This is a genomic window from Pseudomonas sp., from assembly GCF_030147005.1.
In the GTDB taxonomy this organism is placed as follows: domain Bacteria; phylum Pseudomonadota; class Gammaproteobacteria; order Pseudomonadales; family Pseudomonadaceae; genus Aquipseudomonas.
Genome location: NZ_JASLAW010000225.1, coordinates 14,358 through 29,406 on the forward strand (window position 1 = coordinate 14,358; position 15,049 = coordinate 29,406).

Here is a 15,049-nt window from a genome sequence, read left to right on the forward strand (position 1 = left end):
GCTGCGCCTTCAAGTCGGCCTTAGACTGCCGCCCCTCGTAAATTGAGTGCCGGGTGGCGCTTGGAATGGATGGCGCCTTTCCGAGACCTGCAGAGGTCGACCGGAACGCTCCCTTATTCGCCTTAATGCACGTATTTTTTATAGAGAAATCAATGACAAAGGAAAAGTTGCTGGCCATGCCGGCGGATGACTACATGAATGCCGAACAGCACGCTTTTTTCGAGAAGTTGCTGCAAGACATGAAAGTGGAACACCACGAGCGCATTGAACAGAACCGTATCGCCATTGAAAGCCTGGACACCCCGGCCGACCCGGCCGACGCCGCGTCCGTGGAAGAAGAGCGCACTTGGCTGGTCAATGCCATCGACCGCGACCAGCGCATGTTGCCGCAACTGGAACGTGCTCTGGAACGCATCAAGGAAGATTCCTTTGGCTGGTGTGATGACAGCGGCGAGCCTATTGGCCTCAAGCGTCTGCTGATCAGCCCGACCACCAAATACTGCATCGAAGCGCAAGAGCGCCACGAGCAGATCGACAAGCACCAGCGTCAAGCCTGATGCGGTGAACGGGGAGCCATATGATCGGCTCCCCAGAGAGTTTTTCGTTACGCACTGGTTATTGATCTACTGCAAGCACTTGCACTAAAGGCCCATGGATAATGGCCCGATAGTGGCGTTTAATGCAGAGACAATAACGACAAACAGCGGGGTAACGACAATGGCTGGAGACGGATCTCTGATGGGCGCGGCAGTACCACCGCAAACGGTGGCGCGCGTGTTGCCCGGCTGGTTGACACCGCTCGCGCAGAGCACCGCCCTGGTGCTGCTCCTGCTGGGCCTGGCGTTTGCCCGCTTGCCGATCTATCTCTGCCTGCCGTTGGCCTTGCTGGTGATCTGGCTACCTCGCCTGAAACGTCCCAAACCTGTCGTCGCGCACGCTGCGATCAGTGATGCGATTGGCGAGCTGACGCGCGAGCTGTCCTATACCACCAGCCATAATGCACTCTCCGCGGCAGGGGTGGCCTATTCGGTCAAGCAGCTGGCGGCGCGTTTGCAATCGCAGCTCAGCGCCTCCGAGCAGATCGTCAGTAGCGCACAAGTGATGATTGGTACCGAACAAGTCACTTCCCAGCTCAGCCGCCAGGCCCTGGGCGCGGCCAGCCAGGCCCATCAGCGCAGCAGCGAAGGCCGTGAAGTGCTGGTGCAGTCGATCACCCACATGCATCAGCTCAGCCAGCGCGCCGATGCCAGCCGCGAGCTGATTGAGGCATTGAGCCAGCGCAGCGAGGAAATCCAGCGCGTGACGCTGGTGATCCAGTCTATTGCCAGCCAGACCAACCTGTTGGCGCTGAACGCGGCGATTGAAGCGGCGCGTGCCGGTGAGCATGGGCGCGGGTTTGCCGTGGTCGCCGATGAAGTACGCGGCCTCGCCGGGCGTACGGCCACGGCCACCGATGAAGTCGGGGTAATGGTCGCCGATATCCAGCAGCGCACGGCCCAGGTGGTGGAGCAGATTCGCCAGCTGTCGGCGGACCTGCACACCGGCGTTGAACACGTCGAACATGCCGGTGAGCACCTGGCGAGCATCGCCAGTCTGGCGGCGGATGTGGAACAGCAGGTCAGTGAAATCGCCCAGGGCACCGACACCAACCGTACGCAACTCGACAGCCTGTTCCACGCCGTGGAGCAGATGCGCAGCGACCTCACGGTCAGTGACCAGCAAACCCGCCAGCTAGCCGACGTCGCGGTGCAAATGGAAGGGCAGGCGGAAACCATCAGCGAGCGCCTGGCGCAAGTCGGCCTGGATGACTATCACCAGCGCATCTACGACCTGGCCCGCGAGGGCGCCAAGCGCATCGCCGAACAGTTCGAAGCGGATGTGCTGCACCGCCGGATCAGCCTGGAGGATCTGTTTGACCGCAGCTACACGCTGATTGCCAATACCCGACCGAGCAAATACCAGACGCGTTTCGACGCTTACACCGACCAGGTATTGCCGGCCATCCAAGAGGCGCTGTTGCCGCGTCACGAAGGCTTGGTGTTTGCCATCGCCTGTACTCCGCAGGGCTATGTGCCGACGCATAACAAAGCGTTTTCCCACGCCTTGACCGGCGATGCCCAAGTAGACGCGGTGCAGAACCGCACCAAGCGAAAATTTGACGACCGTACCGGCCTGCGGTGCGGTAGTCATCAACAGGCCATGTTGCTGCAGACCTACACGCGCGACACGGGCGAGCTGATGCACGACTTATCGGTGCCGATCATGGTTCAGGGGCGACATTGGGGGGGCCTGCGCTTGGGCTACAAGCCGCAAGGCGAAAAACCGCGATAGCAGCAAGCTCCCCCTGCGGGAGGAGCGGGCGTGCGCAAGAGATGGTCGTTGTCAGTGCTGTTCAATCAAGCGACGGGGGACTCGTGCAGCAGGGCGTTGAGGTCATCGACTGCAGGCGCCCATTCGGCATCGACATGCAATTGCTCCCTGAGGAAACTCGCCTGCTGCTCACTCCAGAACGGCGCATCGATGAGTTTCACGTCATCCGGCAGACGGTGCTCGGCGGTGAAGCGTTCTATGGCTTCCTGAGAAGAGTCCAGGCCTAATTGATCGAACAGGGTTTCAAGTGTCGGGGTGGTGGTATCCATAACATTCTCCATGCGGGCTGATCATCGTTCTGCATGTGAGGGGTATGGCGCGCCAGAGTTCTATCGGATTGTCACGAAGTGAGTGCGCCGGCATCCACGGCGGCTTTCAGAGCCTTGGCGGCGTCTTTGGCTGCAATGGCTGCAGCGTCGGCGGTTTTGAACCAGCGGTCTTTTTCTACCTGATGCGTTGTCACTGTGGTCAATGGCGCTTTGGCCCGCATAATGATGACCGCTTGAAACTCACCGTCTACTTCCCTGGTATCGCCATGGATAAAAAATTCGCCAATATCAAATTCCGTCACGTATAGCCTTCCCTTCGAGGTAACTGCACTGATGAAACCTGACCCGCACGGGACAAACTTCAATGGACGGGTCAGTATGGCAGTTGTTGAAGGGCCGCTGTGCAGTAAAGTCAGCCAGGTGACGAAACGTGAGTGCCGTGCAGGCGATGCAGGTTGGCTTCCAGCGCTTTGGCCAGTGCACAGGCCTGTGTGTGATCGCTGCGAAAGCCTTTGATCCTGCCGCTGGTCACTTCCTGGATATGGAAAAAATTCTTTCCAGCCGGTACCACGCGATAAAGCACTGAATTGGAGTACCCATCGGGCGCGACTAAGCAGTAGTATTGGCGTTCGTCCCGGATTGATGAACGAGTGTGGAAAGACGTAGCCTCGTGTTGACGTCGTTGCATGCTCAGCTCCTGTCGATCGACTTCTTGGATATAGCCGCCACGTTTCGGGTGGTTTTGACTTGCGTTGCTGTTTTAGTATTGTCGTCGGCGGCGCGCGCCTGGTTCCATGCCCAGGTATTTTCTTTTGTGATGCGTGTCGGAAAACTGCGTTTTTAATTGGGTTATTCTCTGAAGTTGTTCGACTCGTATTCTCGGGTCGTTGAACCTGTGATTTGCTGTGTTGCCGGATGACCTTGCACAGGGCCACCGCGCCTTTCTGTACGGGTTTTATGGTTGTCTTCAGATTTTTAACGAGTATGTGATCGTGCCGTAACGGCCGTTTTTTTGTGCTGCCCGCTCAAGCGGTCAGTGCTTTTTCGATGTGGGGGCGTTTCCTTGGCAGTCAGTAATCTGGATATGCACGCGTTATTCGTGCTGGGTGATTTGCGCGCAAAGTTGGTCAAGCAGTTTCAATCTCGTTTTGTCTACGTTACCGAGCAGACGCCGGAAGGCATCTACATCGCTGAGATCGATACCGAAGCGGCGTTGGTCGTGGACGACAAGCCGCGCCTGGAACTGAAGGTAGGCGACCATTTTCGCGCGGCGGTATTGCCCAGTCGCGAAGGTGGCAAGTTCGAACTGAAGTTCCGCGATATCAAGTTGACCGTGTATGGCTTGGGCGACTACGCCTTTGTGTCATCGGCCGAAGGCGAGGGCATTGTGTTCAAGGAAGGTCACAGCGTCATGCTGGTATTTGCAGCCCACGAACAACTGCAGGAAGGCCTGACCAAGACCCTCAAGGCCGTGACAGGCAAAGCCGCCAAATGGCGCAAGGGCGAACTGGTGACGTTCAAAGCCAGTGAGTAACTCCAGCCACTAACGCCGGCGAATAACCTCAGCCACTGAGGCAAAGCCGCCAAATGGCGCAAGGGCGAGCTGATGACGTTCAAAGCCAGTGAGTAACTCCAGCCACTAACGCCGGCGAATAACCTCAGCCACTGCGAACTTCTTTTATCTCCCGGAACCTCTACTACAGTTGAGTTGACTTAACTACTCAGAGGCTTCGCGCATAGCGGCAAAGCCGTCCGCTGATTGCTGCGATAGAGCGAGGTGCAAGGGAATGAAAGGATTGAGAACATGGTTGGTCGCATCGTTGACGACCCTGAGTCTGTCGATGGCGGCATTGCCGGTGTCGGCAGCCCAGGCGCCGGTGCACTTCGCCGACCTGAACTGGGAAAGCGGCAGCCTGATCACCGAGGTCCTGCGGTTCATTGTCGAGAAGGGCTACGACTTGCCCACCGACACGTTACCCGGCACCACCATCACCCTTGAAACAGCCCTGGCCAAGAACGACATTCAGGTGATCGGTGAAGAGTGGGCGGGCCGCAGCCCGGTCTGGGTCAAGGCTGAGGCTGAAGGCAAGGTGGTGGGCCTGGGCGATACGGTCAAGGGCGCCACCGAAGGCTGGTGGGTGCCTGAGTATGTGGTCAAGGGTGATCCGGCCAAAAATATCAAGCCGCTGGCCCCTGACCTGAAAAGCGTACAAGACCTGGCGCGCTACAAGGATGTGTTCAAAGACCCGGAGTCGCCGGGCAAAGGGCGTTTTCTCAACAGCCCTATCGGCTGGACCTCAGAAGTGGTCAACAAGCAAAAGCTCAAGGCCTATGGCCTGGACGACAGCTACGTGAACTTCCGCAGCGGCTCGGGGGCGGCGCTGGATGCCGAGATTGCGTCATCGATTCGCCGGGGCAAGCCGGTGCTGTTCTACTATTGGTCGCCCACGCCATTGATGGGCCGCTATAAGCTGATTCAACTGGAAGAGCCGCCGTTCGACGCCGAGGCCTGGAAGACGCTGACGGATGCGGACAATCCTGCCCCCAAGCCGACGCGGTCCCTGGCGTCCAAGTTGAGTATCGGAGTGTCCACGCCGTTCCAGAAGGAACATCCGCAGATCGCCCAATTCTTTGAGAAAGTCGAGTTTCCCATCGAGCCCCTTAACAAAGCCCTGGCAGCGATGAGTGAGCATCACACGCCACCCCGAGAGGTCGCCCAGGCGTTCCTCAAGGCTCATCCCGAGGTGTGGAGGGCGTGGTTGACCGAGGATGTGGCACGCAAAGTCGAGGCGAGCCTCAAGTAGAGCGCACATTAATAGGTGAGAGGGGCAGCCCCAATGCCAGTCACTTAAGCGCCAGAACGGACAACGGTGACCTGTGGCGAGGAAGCTTGCTCCCGCTGGGCCGGGAAGCGGCCCCAGAAGATGGGACTGCTACGCAGTCCAGCGGGAGCAAGCTCCCTCGCCACAATACGGCGCTCCTATTTAGCTGATTGGCGTCAGGGCGGCTATTTTTTGCATTCCAGTCCTAGAATCGGGTTTGTACCGCCACCTCGAACGTTCGCGGTGCTCCGAGGTAATACGCCGGCGACACATGGGCAAACTCGGCATACACCTCATTGGTCAAGTTGCGAACCCGACCGGTTATCGACGTTTGTGCATCCCACTTGTAGCGCAGGAACGTGCCGAACAATGTGTAGGCTGGCACCGTCTGGGTGTTGGCATTGTCGGCATACACCTGGGCGACGTACCGCGCATCCGCACCGCCTTGCCAATCCTCCGAAAAGTCGTAGGTCAGCCACAGGTTGCCCACACGCGTGGGCACATTGGTCGGCGTATTGCCCTTGCGCGACACCACCGCACCGCTGGCGGTTTTCTCGTTGAAGTCATCGTATTGCGCGTCCACCCAGGCGAAGTTGCCCTCGGCCAACAAGCGCGGGGTGATGCGCAGCGAACTGGCCAGCTCGATGCCCTTGGACGACTGAGCACCCACCGGAATGCTGCGGGTCGGGTCCAGTGGATCGGTCACGGCGAAGTCCTTGCGCTCGATCTGGTAAGCGGCAACCGTGGCAGAGCCACGCCCGTTGAGGTAGTCGAGCTTGCTGCCTATTTCCCATTGCCTGCCGGTCGATACGTCGAACACTTGAGTCGTGGTGTTCGGCTGTTCGGCGGCGGTGCTGTATTGCACATAGACGTTGGTGGATGGAATGAACTGGTAGGTCAAACCCACGCGCCCGGTCACCGGTTCCCAGCTGCGCTTGAGATGCCGGGGGTTGGAGGCTGTCACCGTTCTGTGGTTGGTCACGTCAAGGTCGATGGCGTCATAGCGCAGGCCAGAGAGCAGCGACAACTTGTCGGTCACGTTCAGGCGGTTTTCCACGAACAGCGCCTTGGTGGTCACTGCATTGGTCTTGTCTTTGATGAAGCCGGGTCGGGTGCCTGGGATGTCGTAGAAGTGGCCTGGGTTGTAGCCGTTCGGGTCTACCGTACTGTTGCCCGGCACGTTCAAGGGGCTGTTGGTGGTGCTGTTGACCTTGTATTCGAAGCCACCGGACCACGTAGTGGACAGGCCGAAGACAGCGTCGTCATGGCGCAGCTCGAACTGGTTGCCGTTCTGCTCACCCTGATGCCGCACCTGATAGGCAGTCGAGCGGTTCACCGCGCTGTTGTCGGCGTTGTACTGGTAGGTCTCCAGGTTGCGATAATCGCGCTGGCTGTCGAGGTGGTAGAGGGTGTTTTTCAGGCGGGTACTGTCGTTGATCCGGTAATCGATGATCGAGCGTGCCCAGATCGTGCGCTGCTCATAGCGACCGTCTGCGACGTTGTAGTTGTTGAAACGGTTGTGCCTGTCGATCTTCAGTTCGCCGGCCTTGGGATTGAGTACCGGGGTGCCCCAGTAGGGGCTGTCTTCGTGCTCGTCCTGATATTCCAGGGCGAGGGTGTGGGACAGGTCCGGGGTCAAGTCGCTGAGCAGGGAAAACGCTACGCTCCAGGCTTCGCGCTGATCGCGGTCAACAGCGCTGTGCTGAGTGTTGCGGCTTACGTCCAGGCGCGCGAAATGCTGCACGTCGGCACCGGGCTCGGTGAGCGCGTGGTTAAACCCCAAAGCCATGCCGGCGGTGTCATAGCTGCCATACGTCAGTTGGCCTTCGGCGGCCTGTTCCTCACGGCTCGCCAGTTTGGTCACATAGTTCAGTGAACCGCCTACGGAGCCTGCGCCATTGATCAACGAGGAGGGGCCGCCCACCCGTTCGACACGATCATAGATCCACGCGTCCACCGGCCGCGCCAGGCCCGTGGCGACGTTGATGCCGTTGAACATCTGGGTGATCTGGCTGCTGGTAAAGCCGCGATATGAGACAAATCCCCCGAAGCCCGGTGGTGCGCTGGCGTTGACGCCGGGCAAGGTGTTGGCCGCATCACGCGAGGTCTTGGCGCCACGGCGCTCAATGTCGTTGCGCGTGGCGATGGCCACCGATGCCGGGGTTTCGCGCAGGCTCAATCCCAGCCGTGACGCCATGCCGCTGGATTGATCCAGGTCCAGGCCGGGGTCAAGGGGTTGTTCGCCTTCAATGGTGGTCGGGGCCAGCTCAAGGGCTGGGGCGCATACAGGCAGGCAGCCGAACAGGCCCGCCAACAAGGGTAAATGTTTCATGGTTGAATCCTGAAAACTTGGCTTGAAAACAACGCACGGTCACGCGTATTTCCTGATGGAAAAAGCGGCCGGTGCCGATGGAAAGCGCAGGGATCAGGTGCAGGCAGGTGGCGCGCGCGGGTTTGCCGTGGGCCAGGTGAAACGGGCAGGAATATCAGCGGCGAGTACCACCGCAGGCGGCGGGGCGTGCGGCTGCGGCAACACCGCCACATTCAGGTGACTGCTGAGCGCGGGGCCCATGCCGCCGGTGGAACACAGTGGGCAACCGAATGCCTTGGCCAGCGTCGGCAGGCTCTCGTCGGTGGAGTTCGACTGCACAGGCGCCTGGGTACGCGGGTCAACCGTACAGAACTGCCCGCTGATGCCGTTGAGCTGCATCCCGACCATTTGCCCATGCCCGATGCTGCAGGCGAACACATTGAACAGAACGCAGCAATACAGCGTCCAGGCAATGAGCGAGCGGTCGGTACGGGCGAATTTCATGGGGCGGCACTTTAGCATCAGCTGCCGACGAAATACCTGCAAAAAATATCAGGGCGTCTATCCTCATTCGCACATTTTCTGGGAGCGTCCGCCATGAGTTTCGTCATTGCGCGCTGGATCGTCGGGATTTTCACCTGCATCAGCATGGTGCATTTGTACTGGGCCGCCGGCGGCAAACTCGGCAGCCTGGCCGCCATTCCGCAATTACCGGGCGAATTCGCCAGCGGGCCGAGGCCGGCGTTCAAGCCGTCTGCGCTGGGCACGTTCCTGGTCGCGATGGGGCTGGTGGCCATTGCGCTGCTCGTCTGCCTGCGCGCCGGGCTGTATTTCGCGCCGGTGTCCCATGGGGCTCTGCAGTGGGGGATCAGCGCGATTGCCATGGTGATGTTTGCCAGGGCGATTGGAGATTCGGAGCTGGTGGGGTTTTTCAAGAAGGTGGTTGGCTCAAGGTTCGCCACGTTGGATACCTATTTTTATTCGCCGTTGTGCCTTGTACTGGGGGCCGGGCTGTTGGTGGTGGCATGGGGCTGAGGACGCACGGATAAGGCAATTTGATGGCCCCTTTGTAACAAAATTCTCGCCAGAATCGCTTTTATTTTCAGGTGGTTAGGTGAGAAAGCCAATGCGCACTGTTGGAATCATGCTGGTTGCTTGTTCCCTGGCCGGCGGCACGGCTGCCGTGCAGGCTCGGGAGCTGCGCGAGGGCGATAAATATATGTGCAGTTGGGGCGCGGGCACGGCCGCCAGGGCGCAGGAGCTCAAGCTTTCAGGGGTGTCTTTGTATGCCGCCCGGCAGAAGATCCAGACCATCAAGTTCAACAAGTCGTGGATGCGCATGATGGCCATGGGCATCACCGAGCAAACCTATGACAGCGGCTCACGGCTCAAGCCCGAGGCGATCCGTCAAAGCTTTTACCAGGATTGCCTGCGCTATAAAATCGCGCGCAAATAACGCCTTCGTACTGCCGGGCGAGGCCGGTTTACAAATCCACCACAAATGCCGTGTATGTATTTGCATACAATCGCGCCCTTGATCAGGAGGCGCATATGCAAGTGCATATTCGAGCGGCGATTGTCGATGACGTCGACACACTCACTACAATTCGGACTTCGGTGGCGCAAAATCACCTGAGCCTTGAGCAGATGGCTGCCTTGGGGATCACACCGCAGCTATTAGCCGACACACTGCGCGCAGCCCCGTGCGGTTGGGTCGCCGAAGTGGATGGCCAACCGGCGGCCTTTTCCATGGTCGATCTGGAGGCCGGCGAGGTATTCGCGCTGTTCGTGTTGCCCACTTACGAGAACCTTGGCCTGGGCCGCCAGTTGACGGCAGTGGCTGAGCAAGCATTGTTTGAACACCACGACCGCCTGTACCTGGTCACTGATGGCCGCGATGAGGTCCGCGCTAACGGGTTCTATCAACGCCTGGGCTGGCGGAAGGCTGGCTGTGTCGAGGGCGACGACGTGCGCTACGAAAAGAGCAGGGTGTGCTGATTTGATGAACGTCCCGGCCCCCCAATCATCCAACAGCTTGCGCAACTTCGTGCTGGGAGTGCTGGGCGCTGCAGCGCTGCTGGGTTTTTATTTCACACAACTCAACGCCAAGGTGGACCTCCAGCGTGAAGAAGCCGCCGACCAATTGGCATTGTGCCTTCATTTGAAGCGGGTCACCGGTGCAGCCGCTCCAAGCTCGGTTGAACTTGGCGAAGCATGCAGGCAATTGAACAAACAGTGATTGAAAAGTGTAAGAGCGGAATAACTAATAACCGTTATTTATAAGCGGGTTTAGTTCAGAGCCCTGCCACATAACTTGCACCAAAAAGTGGCAAAGGTAGGCCGCTTACCTTAAAAAACATGTGGTTATTGAACGACTTACGGAGGTTTAATCCGACGAAAGGAATAAAATAATCTTGTGACGCGTTTTTTCAATCGCTACTATAGCCGGGCGTTCACCTCCCACGGTTTATGCATTTTTAAATCCCAAGTTTCCATCAGCTACTTGGGATTTTTTTTGCCTTGAAAATGTCGCGGTGTATTACCCATCGACCCAGGCAGCGCTGGAGATTTGCGGCCGGGTAGGGCATAGACACGCCGCGTCAGAGGCGGCGCAGAAAGGATTTGACGATGTGCCGCGTGGCATCGGTGGTGTCCAATTCGTCCAGAGCACCGTAGGCGTACCACTGGCAGTCGGCGATCTCGTTGCACGGCCGTGCCTCGTCGATATTCACCACCGACGCCTCAAACACATGGTGCACGGTGTCGCGCGCCTTCAACTCCTGCAAGTACAGCAAGCCGTCCACGTTCAAGCCGGTTTCTTCCGCCAGCTCGCGCTGCGCCGCGCCGACCGGGCGTTCACCCCGTTCTACCTTGCCACCCGGCAATGCCCATTTTGATCTTGCCTTGCGCACGAAGAGGATGTGCCCCTCGTGTTCGCATATGACCGTGGCCCGTATTTTCATCGTTTATACCTGTAACGGGATGTTTGTCATAAAAGTGTAATTCAATTGTCATGTTAAGTGGTTATGGCGTGCCGGCGCGTGTATGTGGATACTGCCCGATTGACGTAAACGAACGAGGAGAGCAGATGAGCACCGTACGTTGGGGCATGATCGGCTGTGGCAGTGTCACTGAATTGAAGAGTGGACCCGCTTTCTACAAAGCGCCAGGTTCGGCCCTGGTGGCCGTGATGGGGCGCCGTGAGGAAGCGGTGCGCGATTATGCGACACGCCATGGCATTGCCCGCTTCTATACCGACGCCCAGGCCCTGATCGATGACCCCGAGGTGGACGCGGTATACATCGCCACGCCACCCGACAGCCACCTCGAATACAGCTTGATGGTGGCGGCGGCAGGCAAACATTGCTGCGTCGAAAAGCCAATGTCGTTGAACGCCGAACAGAGTGCGCTGATGCAACGCACCTTCGAGCGCGCCGGGCTGCACTTGTTCGTCTCTTACTATCGGCGCTCATTGCCGCGCTTCCAGCAAGTGCGCACCTGGTTGCAGGAAGGCCGTATCGGTGAGTTGCGCCACCTGACCTGGACCCTGTGCAAGCCCGCCGCAGAGGCAGACGTAAACCCTGCCAACTGGCGCACGGACCCGGCAATTGCCGGCGGCGGTTATTTCGCCGACCTGGCCAGCCATGGGTTTGACCTGTTCCAGTACCTGGCGGGAGATATTGTCGAGGTCTCGGGCTTCACCGCGCGGCAGGCCGGGCGTTATGCGGCGGAGGACGCGGTGACGGCCTGCTGGACCTTCGCCTGCGGTGCGTTGGGCATGGGCTGCTGGAACTTTGTCGCAGACCGCCGCGAAGACCGGGTCGAGTTGATCGGCAGCCGAGGGCGCATCACGTTTTCGGTATTCGAAGACCAGCCGCTGCGCCTTGAGGGGGAGATCGACGAGGTGCTGGAAGTCCCGTGCCATGCGCATATCCAATGGCACCACGTGCTCGCGATGAACGCGCATATCCGTGGGGACGCCAAACACCCGTCGCTGGCGATCGAGGCGTTGAAGACGGATCGAATCCTGGACAAAGTGCTGCAACGTTACTCCCAGCATCCTTAGTCGTCGCGATAGCGTGGTGCCTCACTTTTTTAGAAGGATATCGCGATGAAATACTGGATGGTGGTGTGGCTGCTGATCGTCACCGGCGCAACGGCGGCGCAGCGCAACCAAGGGCAGGCGGGGGAATTTGATTTCTATGTGTTGTCGTTGTCATGGTCGCCGACGTTTTGCCTGACGCACCCGAACAATGAACAGTGTTCGGGCAAGGGTTACGGGTTTGTACTGCATGGATTGTGGCCACAGTATGCAAAAGGCGGTTGGCCGGCTGCCTGCGCGCCGCAATCCCGGTTGAGCGCTGAAGCGATGGAAAAAGGCGCCACGCTGTTCCCCACGCGTGCATTGCTCAAGCACGAGTGGGCCAAACATGGCACTTGCAGCGGGCTTGAACCGCTGGAGTATCTGGAAAAGTCCGATACGGCACTGGGCGCGGTTGTCATTCCACAACAATTGCAGCCGTTCAATACGCCGTCGTCATTAGCGGCCAGCGAAATCGAGGCGCTGTTTCGCGAAAGCAACCCACGCATGGGTGACCACGGGATGGCCGTCATCTGCAAAGGCAAAGTGCTGTCCGAGGTGCGCGTATGCCTGACCAAGGACCTGGCCTTCGCTGGTTGCCCGCGCAGCGTGAAAAGCCAGTGCCGGGATGGCGATATTCGCATCCCCACCCAGCGCTGAGCAGGCTTGACCTGTGTTTCAAGGCTGCATCGCCACCCGATAGCGCTCATCGAAATCGTCTGCCAACTGCGCAAGGGTCACATCGCCCAGGCGCTCCAAAAGCAGGGCCTGGGCCTGTGCGAATGCGTCCGTCAACGCCGCGTTGACTGCCTGTTCGACCAGGCATTGTGGGTGGTCGGTGGACAGGCCGATGGCAAAGATCGACGGCGTACCCAGGGCGTTGTGAATCTCCAGCAAGGTGATTTCACTCAAGGGCTTGCCCAGGGTCCAGCCGCCCTGGTGACCCTTTTCCGAGCATACGTAACCCTTGTCCTTGAGCAGGCCGAGCGTGCGCCGCACCACCACAGGGTTAGTGCCAAGCATCTGCGCAATGGTCTGCGACGTGGCTCGTTCTTCATGGCGCCCCATGTGGATCAATACGTGCAGCATGCGCGAAAGGCGGGTGTCGTTTCTCATCACGTAATTCCCAATCGATTCTACGCAAAGTATCGTCCGTAACCTGAAAAGTTGCGAGATGCTTGACGTGTTAATTTCATGTAACTTATGGTGTGCCGTGAAAGCGCGGAGCCAACCTGGCCTGCGAAATGCGAGGGTGCCTTCATGGTGTATGACGTGATTATTGTGGGCGGCAGCTATGCTGGCCTGTCGGCGGGCCTGCAACTGGCGCGGGCGCGACGCACCGTGCTGGTGATCGATGCGGGGCAGCGACGCAATCGGTTTGCGGCGACGTCCCATGGCTTTCTCGGCCAGGACGGACAGGCGCCGCAGGCCATCGCCGCCGAGGGGCGCAGCCAGTTGATGGAATACCCGATCGTGACCTGGGTGCAGGACGTTGTCAGGGTGGCCGGTGCACAGCCTCACGGATTCAGTGTGGATACCGAATGCAACGGTGAGTTCAAGGCCAGACGCTTGATCCTGGCCACCGGCGTGGTGGACGAGTTGCCCGCCATCGAAGGCTTGGCAGAGCGCTGGGGCAAGCGCGTGTTCCACTGCCCTTATTGCCATGGCTACGAGCTGGACCAAGGCCGTATAGGCGTCTTGGCCACGTCTCCCCTGGCGATGCACCACGCGCTGATGTTGCCGGATTGGGGCGCTACCACCTTGTTCACCGACGGTGTATTCACCCCGGATGCCGAGCAACAGGCGCAGCTGGATCGGCGTGGGGTGAGCGTGGAAACTGGCCGCGTACGCCGCATCCAGGGTGAGCGCGCCGACCTGCAATTGCACGACGGCCGGGTCTTCAACCTCGACGGGATCTTCACGATGTCGCGCACCCGCGTCAGCGCCTTGGCGCAGCAACTGGGCTGTGAGCTGGCCGATGGTGCCACCGGGCCTTACCTGCACACCAACGAAACCCGCCAGACCTCCGTGCCCGGCGTGTTCGCCTGTGGCGATACCTCCCTGGCCGCCGGCTCCGTGGCACTGGCCGTCGCCGAGGGCGTGCGCGCCGGAGTGGGGGCGCATTTTTCGTTGATCAGTCAAGCCTGATTGGGCGCGGCAGTGGCTTGGGCGAGGGCGCGGTGCTACGCGGCAAAAGGTCATTTTGTTCAATACGCTGAACGCCTATCCGTTTATCGTGATCCCGACTTCGTTTGGCATCACATAAGGAACCTCAATGAGCTTGACTCTCTCCATGGCCGCCTTCGCCCTGGCCACGTCCATCACGCCGGGACCGGTCAATGTGGTCGCCCTGAGTGCCGGTGCGCGTTTCGGTTTTGCCGCCAGCCAGAAACACGTGTTCGGTGCAGCCGTCGGCTTCACCTTGTTATTGGTGCTGATCGGCCTGGGGCTGCATGAAGTGCTGCTGCGCTGGCCGATCCTGACCCAACTGATCCGGTGGGGTGGGGTGGCTTTCCTGCTGTATATGGCCTGGAAGCTGGCGGTGGACGATGGCCGCCTGGGCGCCGACGCCAGCGCCACTGCGCCGTCGATGCTGTACGGCGCGGTCATGCAGTGGCTCAACCCGAAAGCCTGGCTTGCGTGTGTGGCGGGGATGGGCTTGTTTGTGGGCGATGGCGACGCCGGGCAGGTGTGGCTGTTTGCGGCGCTCTATTGTGTGATCTGCTATCTGTCAGTGGCGTGCTGGGCGTATGCCGGGACGTTTTTACGGCGCTACCTGCACAATCCTCGGGGTGTAAGAGTCTTCAACCGTTCCATGGCCGCGTTGCTGGTGGCCAGTGTGGGTTATTTGCTGATGGCTTGAGTCTTTCGCGGTATTGCCCGGGCGTGGCGGCGAAATGCTGTTTGAACGCACGCTGGAAATGCGCCTGGTCGGCAAACCCCGCTGCCAGGGCGACGTCGGCGATCAGCTCGCCATTGCGCAGTTGGCTGCGGGCAAACTGAATGCGTCGGTTGACCAGAAACGCATGGGGCGTCAGCCCGTGATAGTGCTTGAAGGCGCGGATCAGGTAAGACGGTGACAGCTCGGCAGCGTGGCAAATGTCCTCGAGTTTCACGGCCTCGGTACAGTGCTCGCGGATGTAGTCGGCGGCTCGCTCCAACTTGTGATTGACCTCCCGCAGCGGCGTGACCGAAG

General features: G+C 59.5%; 20 protein-coding genes. 12 read left to right on the plus strand and 8 right to left on the minus strand.

What is annotated here, in order from left to right; genetic code table 11:
* The first annotated feature begins 152 nt into the window (after positions 1-152).
* Together Q1V60_RS21390 and Q1V60_RS21395 are read left to right on the plus strand one after the other, a co-directional pair.
* A complete protein-coding gene (locus Q1V60_RS21390; protein WP_003191666.1) occupies positions 153-557 on the plus strand; it encodes a TraR/DksA C4-type zinc finger protein in 405 nt (134 codons plus the stop codon).
* A 181-nt stretch (positions 558-738) separates the two neighbouring features.
* Positions 739-2,331, plus strand: coding sequence for a methyl-accepting chemotaxis protein (locus Q1V60_RS21395; RefSeq protein ID WP_300634451.1), 1,593 nt, complete (start codon positions 739-741; stop codon positions 2,329-2,331).
* Positions 2,332-2,396: 65 nt separating this feature from the next.
* Here Q1V60_RS21395 and Q1V60_RS21400 read toward each other — a convergent pair whose 3' ends face one another.
* From Q1V60_RS21400 to Q1V60_RS21410, 3 genes are all read right to left on the minus strand, one after another.
* On the minus strand, positions 2,397-2,639 hold the full coding sequence (locus Q1V60_RS21400; RefSeq protein ID WP_300634454.1) for a DUF2789 domain-containing protein: 243 nt from the start codon (positions 2,637-2,639) through the stop codon (positions 2,397-2,399).
* Positions 2,640-2,710: 71 nt separating this feature from the next.
* Positions 2,711-2,941 (minus strand): hypothetical protein, encoded by a 231-nt coding sequence (locus tag Q1V60_RS21405; protein WP_300634457.1) that lies wholly within the window; start codon positions 2,939-2,941, stop codon positions 2,711-2,713.
* A 110-nt stretch (positions 2,942-3,051) separates the two neighbouring features.
* Entirely contained in the window at positions 3,052-3,327 is a 276-nt protein-coding gene (locus Q1V60_RS21410) for a hypothetical protein (protein ID WP_300634459.1), read from the minus strand.
* Between the two features lie 396 nt (positions 3,328-3,723).
* On the opposite strand from Q1V60_RS21410, the gene Q1V60_RS21415 reads away from it, so the two are divergent.
* Positions 3,724-4,173 (plus strand): hypothetical protein, encoded by a 450-nt coding sequence (locus Q1V60_RS21415; protein WP_173667493.1) that lies wholly within the window; start codon positions 3,724-3,726, stop codon positions 4,171-4,173.
* Positions 4,174-4,426: 253 nt separating this feature from the next.
* A complete protein-coding gene (locus Q1V60_RS21420) occupies positions 4,427-5,443 on the plus strand; it encodes an ABC transporter substrate-binding protein (protein WP_300634462.1) in 1,017 nt (338 codons plus the stop codon).
* Between the two features lie 223 nt (positions 5,444-5,666).
* Here Q1V60_RS21420 and Q1V60_RS21425 read toward each other — a convergent pair whose 3' ends face one another.
* The gene (locus Q1V60_RS21425; RefSeq protein ID WP_300634465.1) at positions 5,667-7,793 is read right to left on the minus strand and encodes a TonB-dependent receptor; all 2,127 of its coding nucleotides are present in this window, start codon (positions 7,791-7,793) and stop codon (positions 5,667-5,669) included.
* Between the two features lie 93 nt (positions 7,794-7,886).
* Positions 7,887-8,276: a DUF2946 domain-containing protein gene (locus Q1V60_RS21430; protein ID WP_300634468.1), complete on the minus strand. Its 390-nt coding sequence runs from the start codon at positions 8,274-8,276 to the stop codon at positions 7,887-7,889.
* Between the two features lie 93 nt (positions 8,277-8,369).
* Between Q1V60_RS21430 and Q1V60_RS21435 the strand changes: the two genes are divergently transcribed.
* From Q1V60_RS21435 to Q1V60_RS21450, 4 genes are all read left to right on the plus strand, one after another.
* A complete protein-coding gene (locus tag Q1V60_RS21435; protein ID WP_300634470.1) occupies positions 8,370-8,807 on the plus strand; it encodes a DUF3995 domain-containing protein in 438 nt (145 codons plus the stop codon).
* A gap of 91 nt (positions 8,808-8,898) precedes the next feature.
* The gene (locus Q1V60_RS21440) at positions 8,899-9,228 is read left to right on the plus strand and encodes a hypothetical protein (RefSeq protein WP_300634472.1); all 330 of its coding nucleotides are present in this window, start codon (positions 8,899-8,901) and stop codon (positions 9,226-9,228) included.
* 95 nt (positions 9,229-9,323) lie between these two features.
* The gene (locus Q1V60_RS21445; protein WP_300634475.1) at positions 9,324-9,770 is read left to right on the plus strand and encodes a GNAT family N-acetyltransferase; all 447 of its coding nucleotides are present in this window, start codon (positions 9,324-9,326) and stop codon (positions 9,768-9,770) included.
* A 37-nt stretch (positions 9,771-9,807) separates the two neighbouring features.
* Entirely contained in the window at positions 9,808-10,011 is a 204-nt protein-coding gene (locus Q1V60_RS21450; protein ID WP_363321068.1) for a hypothetical protein, read from the plus strand.
* 361 nt (positions 10,012-10,372) lie between these two features.
* On the opposite strand, the gene Q1V60_RS21455 is transcribed toward Q1V60_RS21450, so the two are convergent.
* Positions 10,373-10,735 carry an NUDIX domain-containing protein gene (locus tag Q1V60_RS21455; RefSeq protein WP_300634481.1) on the minus strand — a complete coding sequence of 121 codons (363 nt, stop codon included), beginning with the start codon at positions 10,733-10,735 and terminating at the stop codon, positions 10,373-10,375.
* Positions 10,736-10,860: 125 nt separating this feature from the next.
* Here Q1V60_RS21455 and Q1V60_RS21460 point away from each other — a divergent pair, with 125 nt between their 5' ends.
* Together Q1V60_RS21460 and Q1V60_RS21465 are read left to right on the plus strand one after the other, a co-directional pair.
* Complete coding sequence (locus Q1V60_RS21460; RefSeq protein WP_300634484.1) at positions 10,861-11,838, plus strand: Gfo/Idh/MocA family oxidoreductase; 978 nt, start codon at positions 10,861-10,863, stop codon at positions 11,836-11,838.
* Between the two features lie 45 nt (positions 11,839-11,883).
* Positions 11,884-12,513: a ribonuclease T2 gene (locus Q1V60_RS21465; RefSeq protein WP_300634486.1), complete on the plus strand. Its 630-nt coding sequence runs from the start codon at positions 11,884-11,886 to the stop codon at positions 12,511-12,513.
* An 18-nt stretch (positions 12,514-12,531) separates the two neighbouring features.
* On the opposite strand, the gene Q1V60_RS21470 is transcribed toward Q1V60_RS21465, so the two are convergent.
* Positions 12,532-12,969, minus strand: a complete 438-nt coding sequence (locus tag Q1V60_RS21470) for an Rrf2 family transcriptional regulator (RefSeq protein WP_300634487.1) — start codon at positions 12,967-12,969, stop codon at positions 12,532-12,534.
* Positions 12,970-13,113: 144 nt separating this feature from the next.
* Here Q1V60_RS21470 and Q1V60_RS21475 point away from each other — a divergent pair, with 144 nt between their 5' ends.
* Both Q1V60_RS21475 and Q1V60_RS21480 read left to right on the plus strand, forming a co-directional pair.
* The gene (locus Q1V60_RS21475; RefSeq protein WP_300634488.1) at positions 13,114-14,001 is read left to right on the plus strand and encodes an NAD(P)/FAD-dependent oxidoreductase; all 888 of its coding nucleotides are present in this window, start codon (positions 13,114-13,116) and stop codon (positions 13,999-14,001) included.
* A 127-nt stretch (positions 14,002-14,128) separates the two neighbouring features.
* Positions 14,129-14,716 carry a LysE family translocator gene (locus Q1V60_RS21480; protein ID WP_300634491.1) on the plus strand — a complete coding sequence of 196 codons (588 nt, stop codon included), beginning with the start codon at positions 14,129-14,131 and terminating at the stop codon, positions 14,714-14,716.
* Here the strand turns inward: Q1V60_RS21480 and Q1V60_RS21485 are convergent.
* Positions 14,658-15,049: AraC family transcriptional regulator (locus tag Q1V60_RS21485; protein ID WP_300634493.1), on the minus strand; the 392-nt coding region annotated here is incomplete at its 5' end. The genes Q1V60_RS21480 and Q1V60_RS21485 overlap by 59 nt on opposite strands.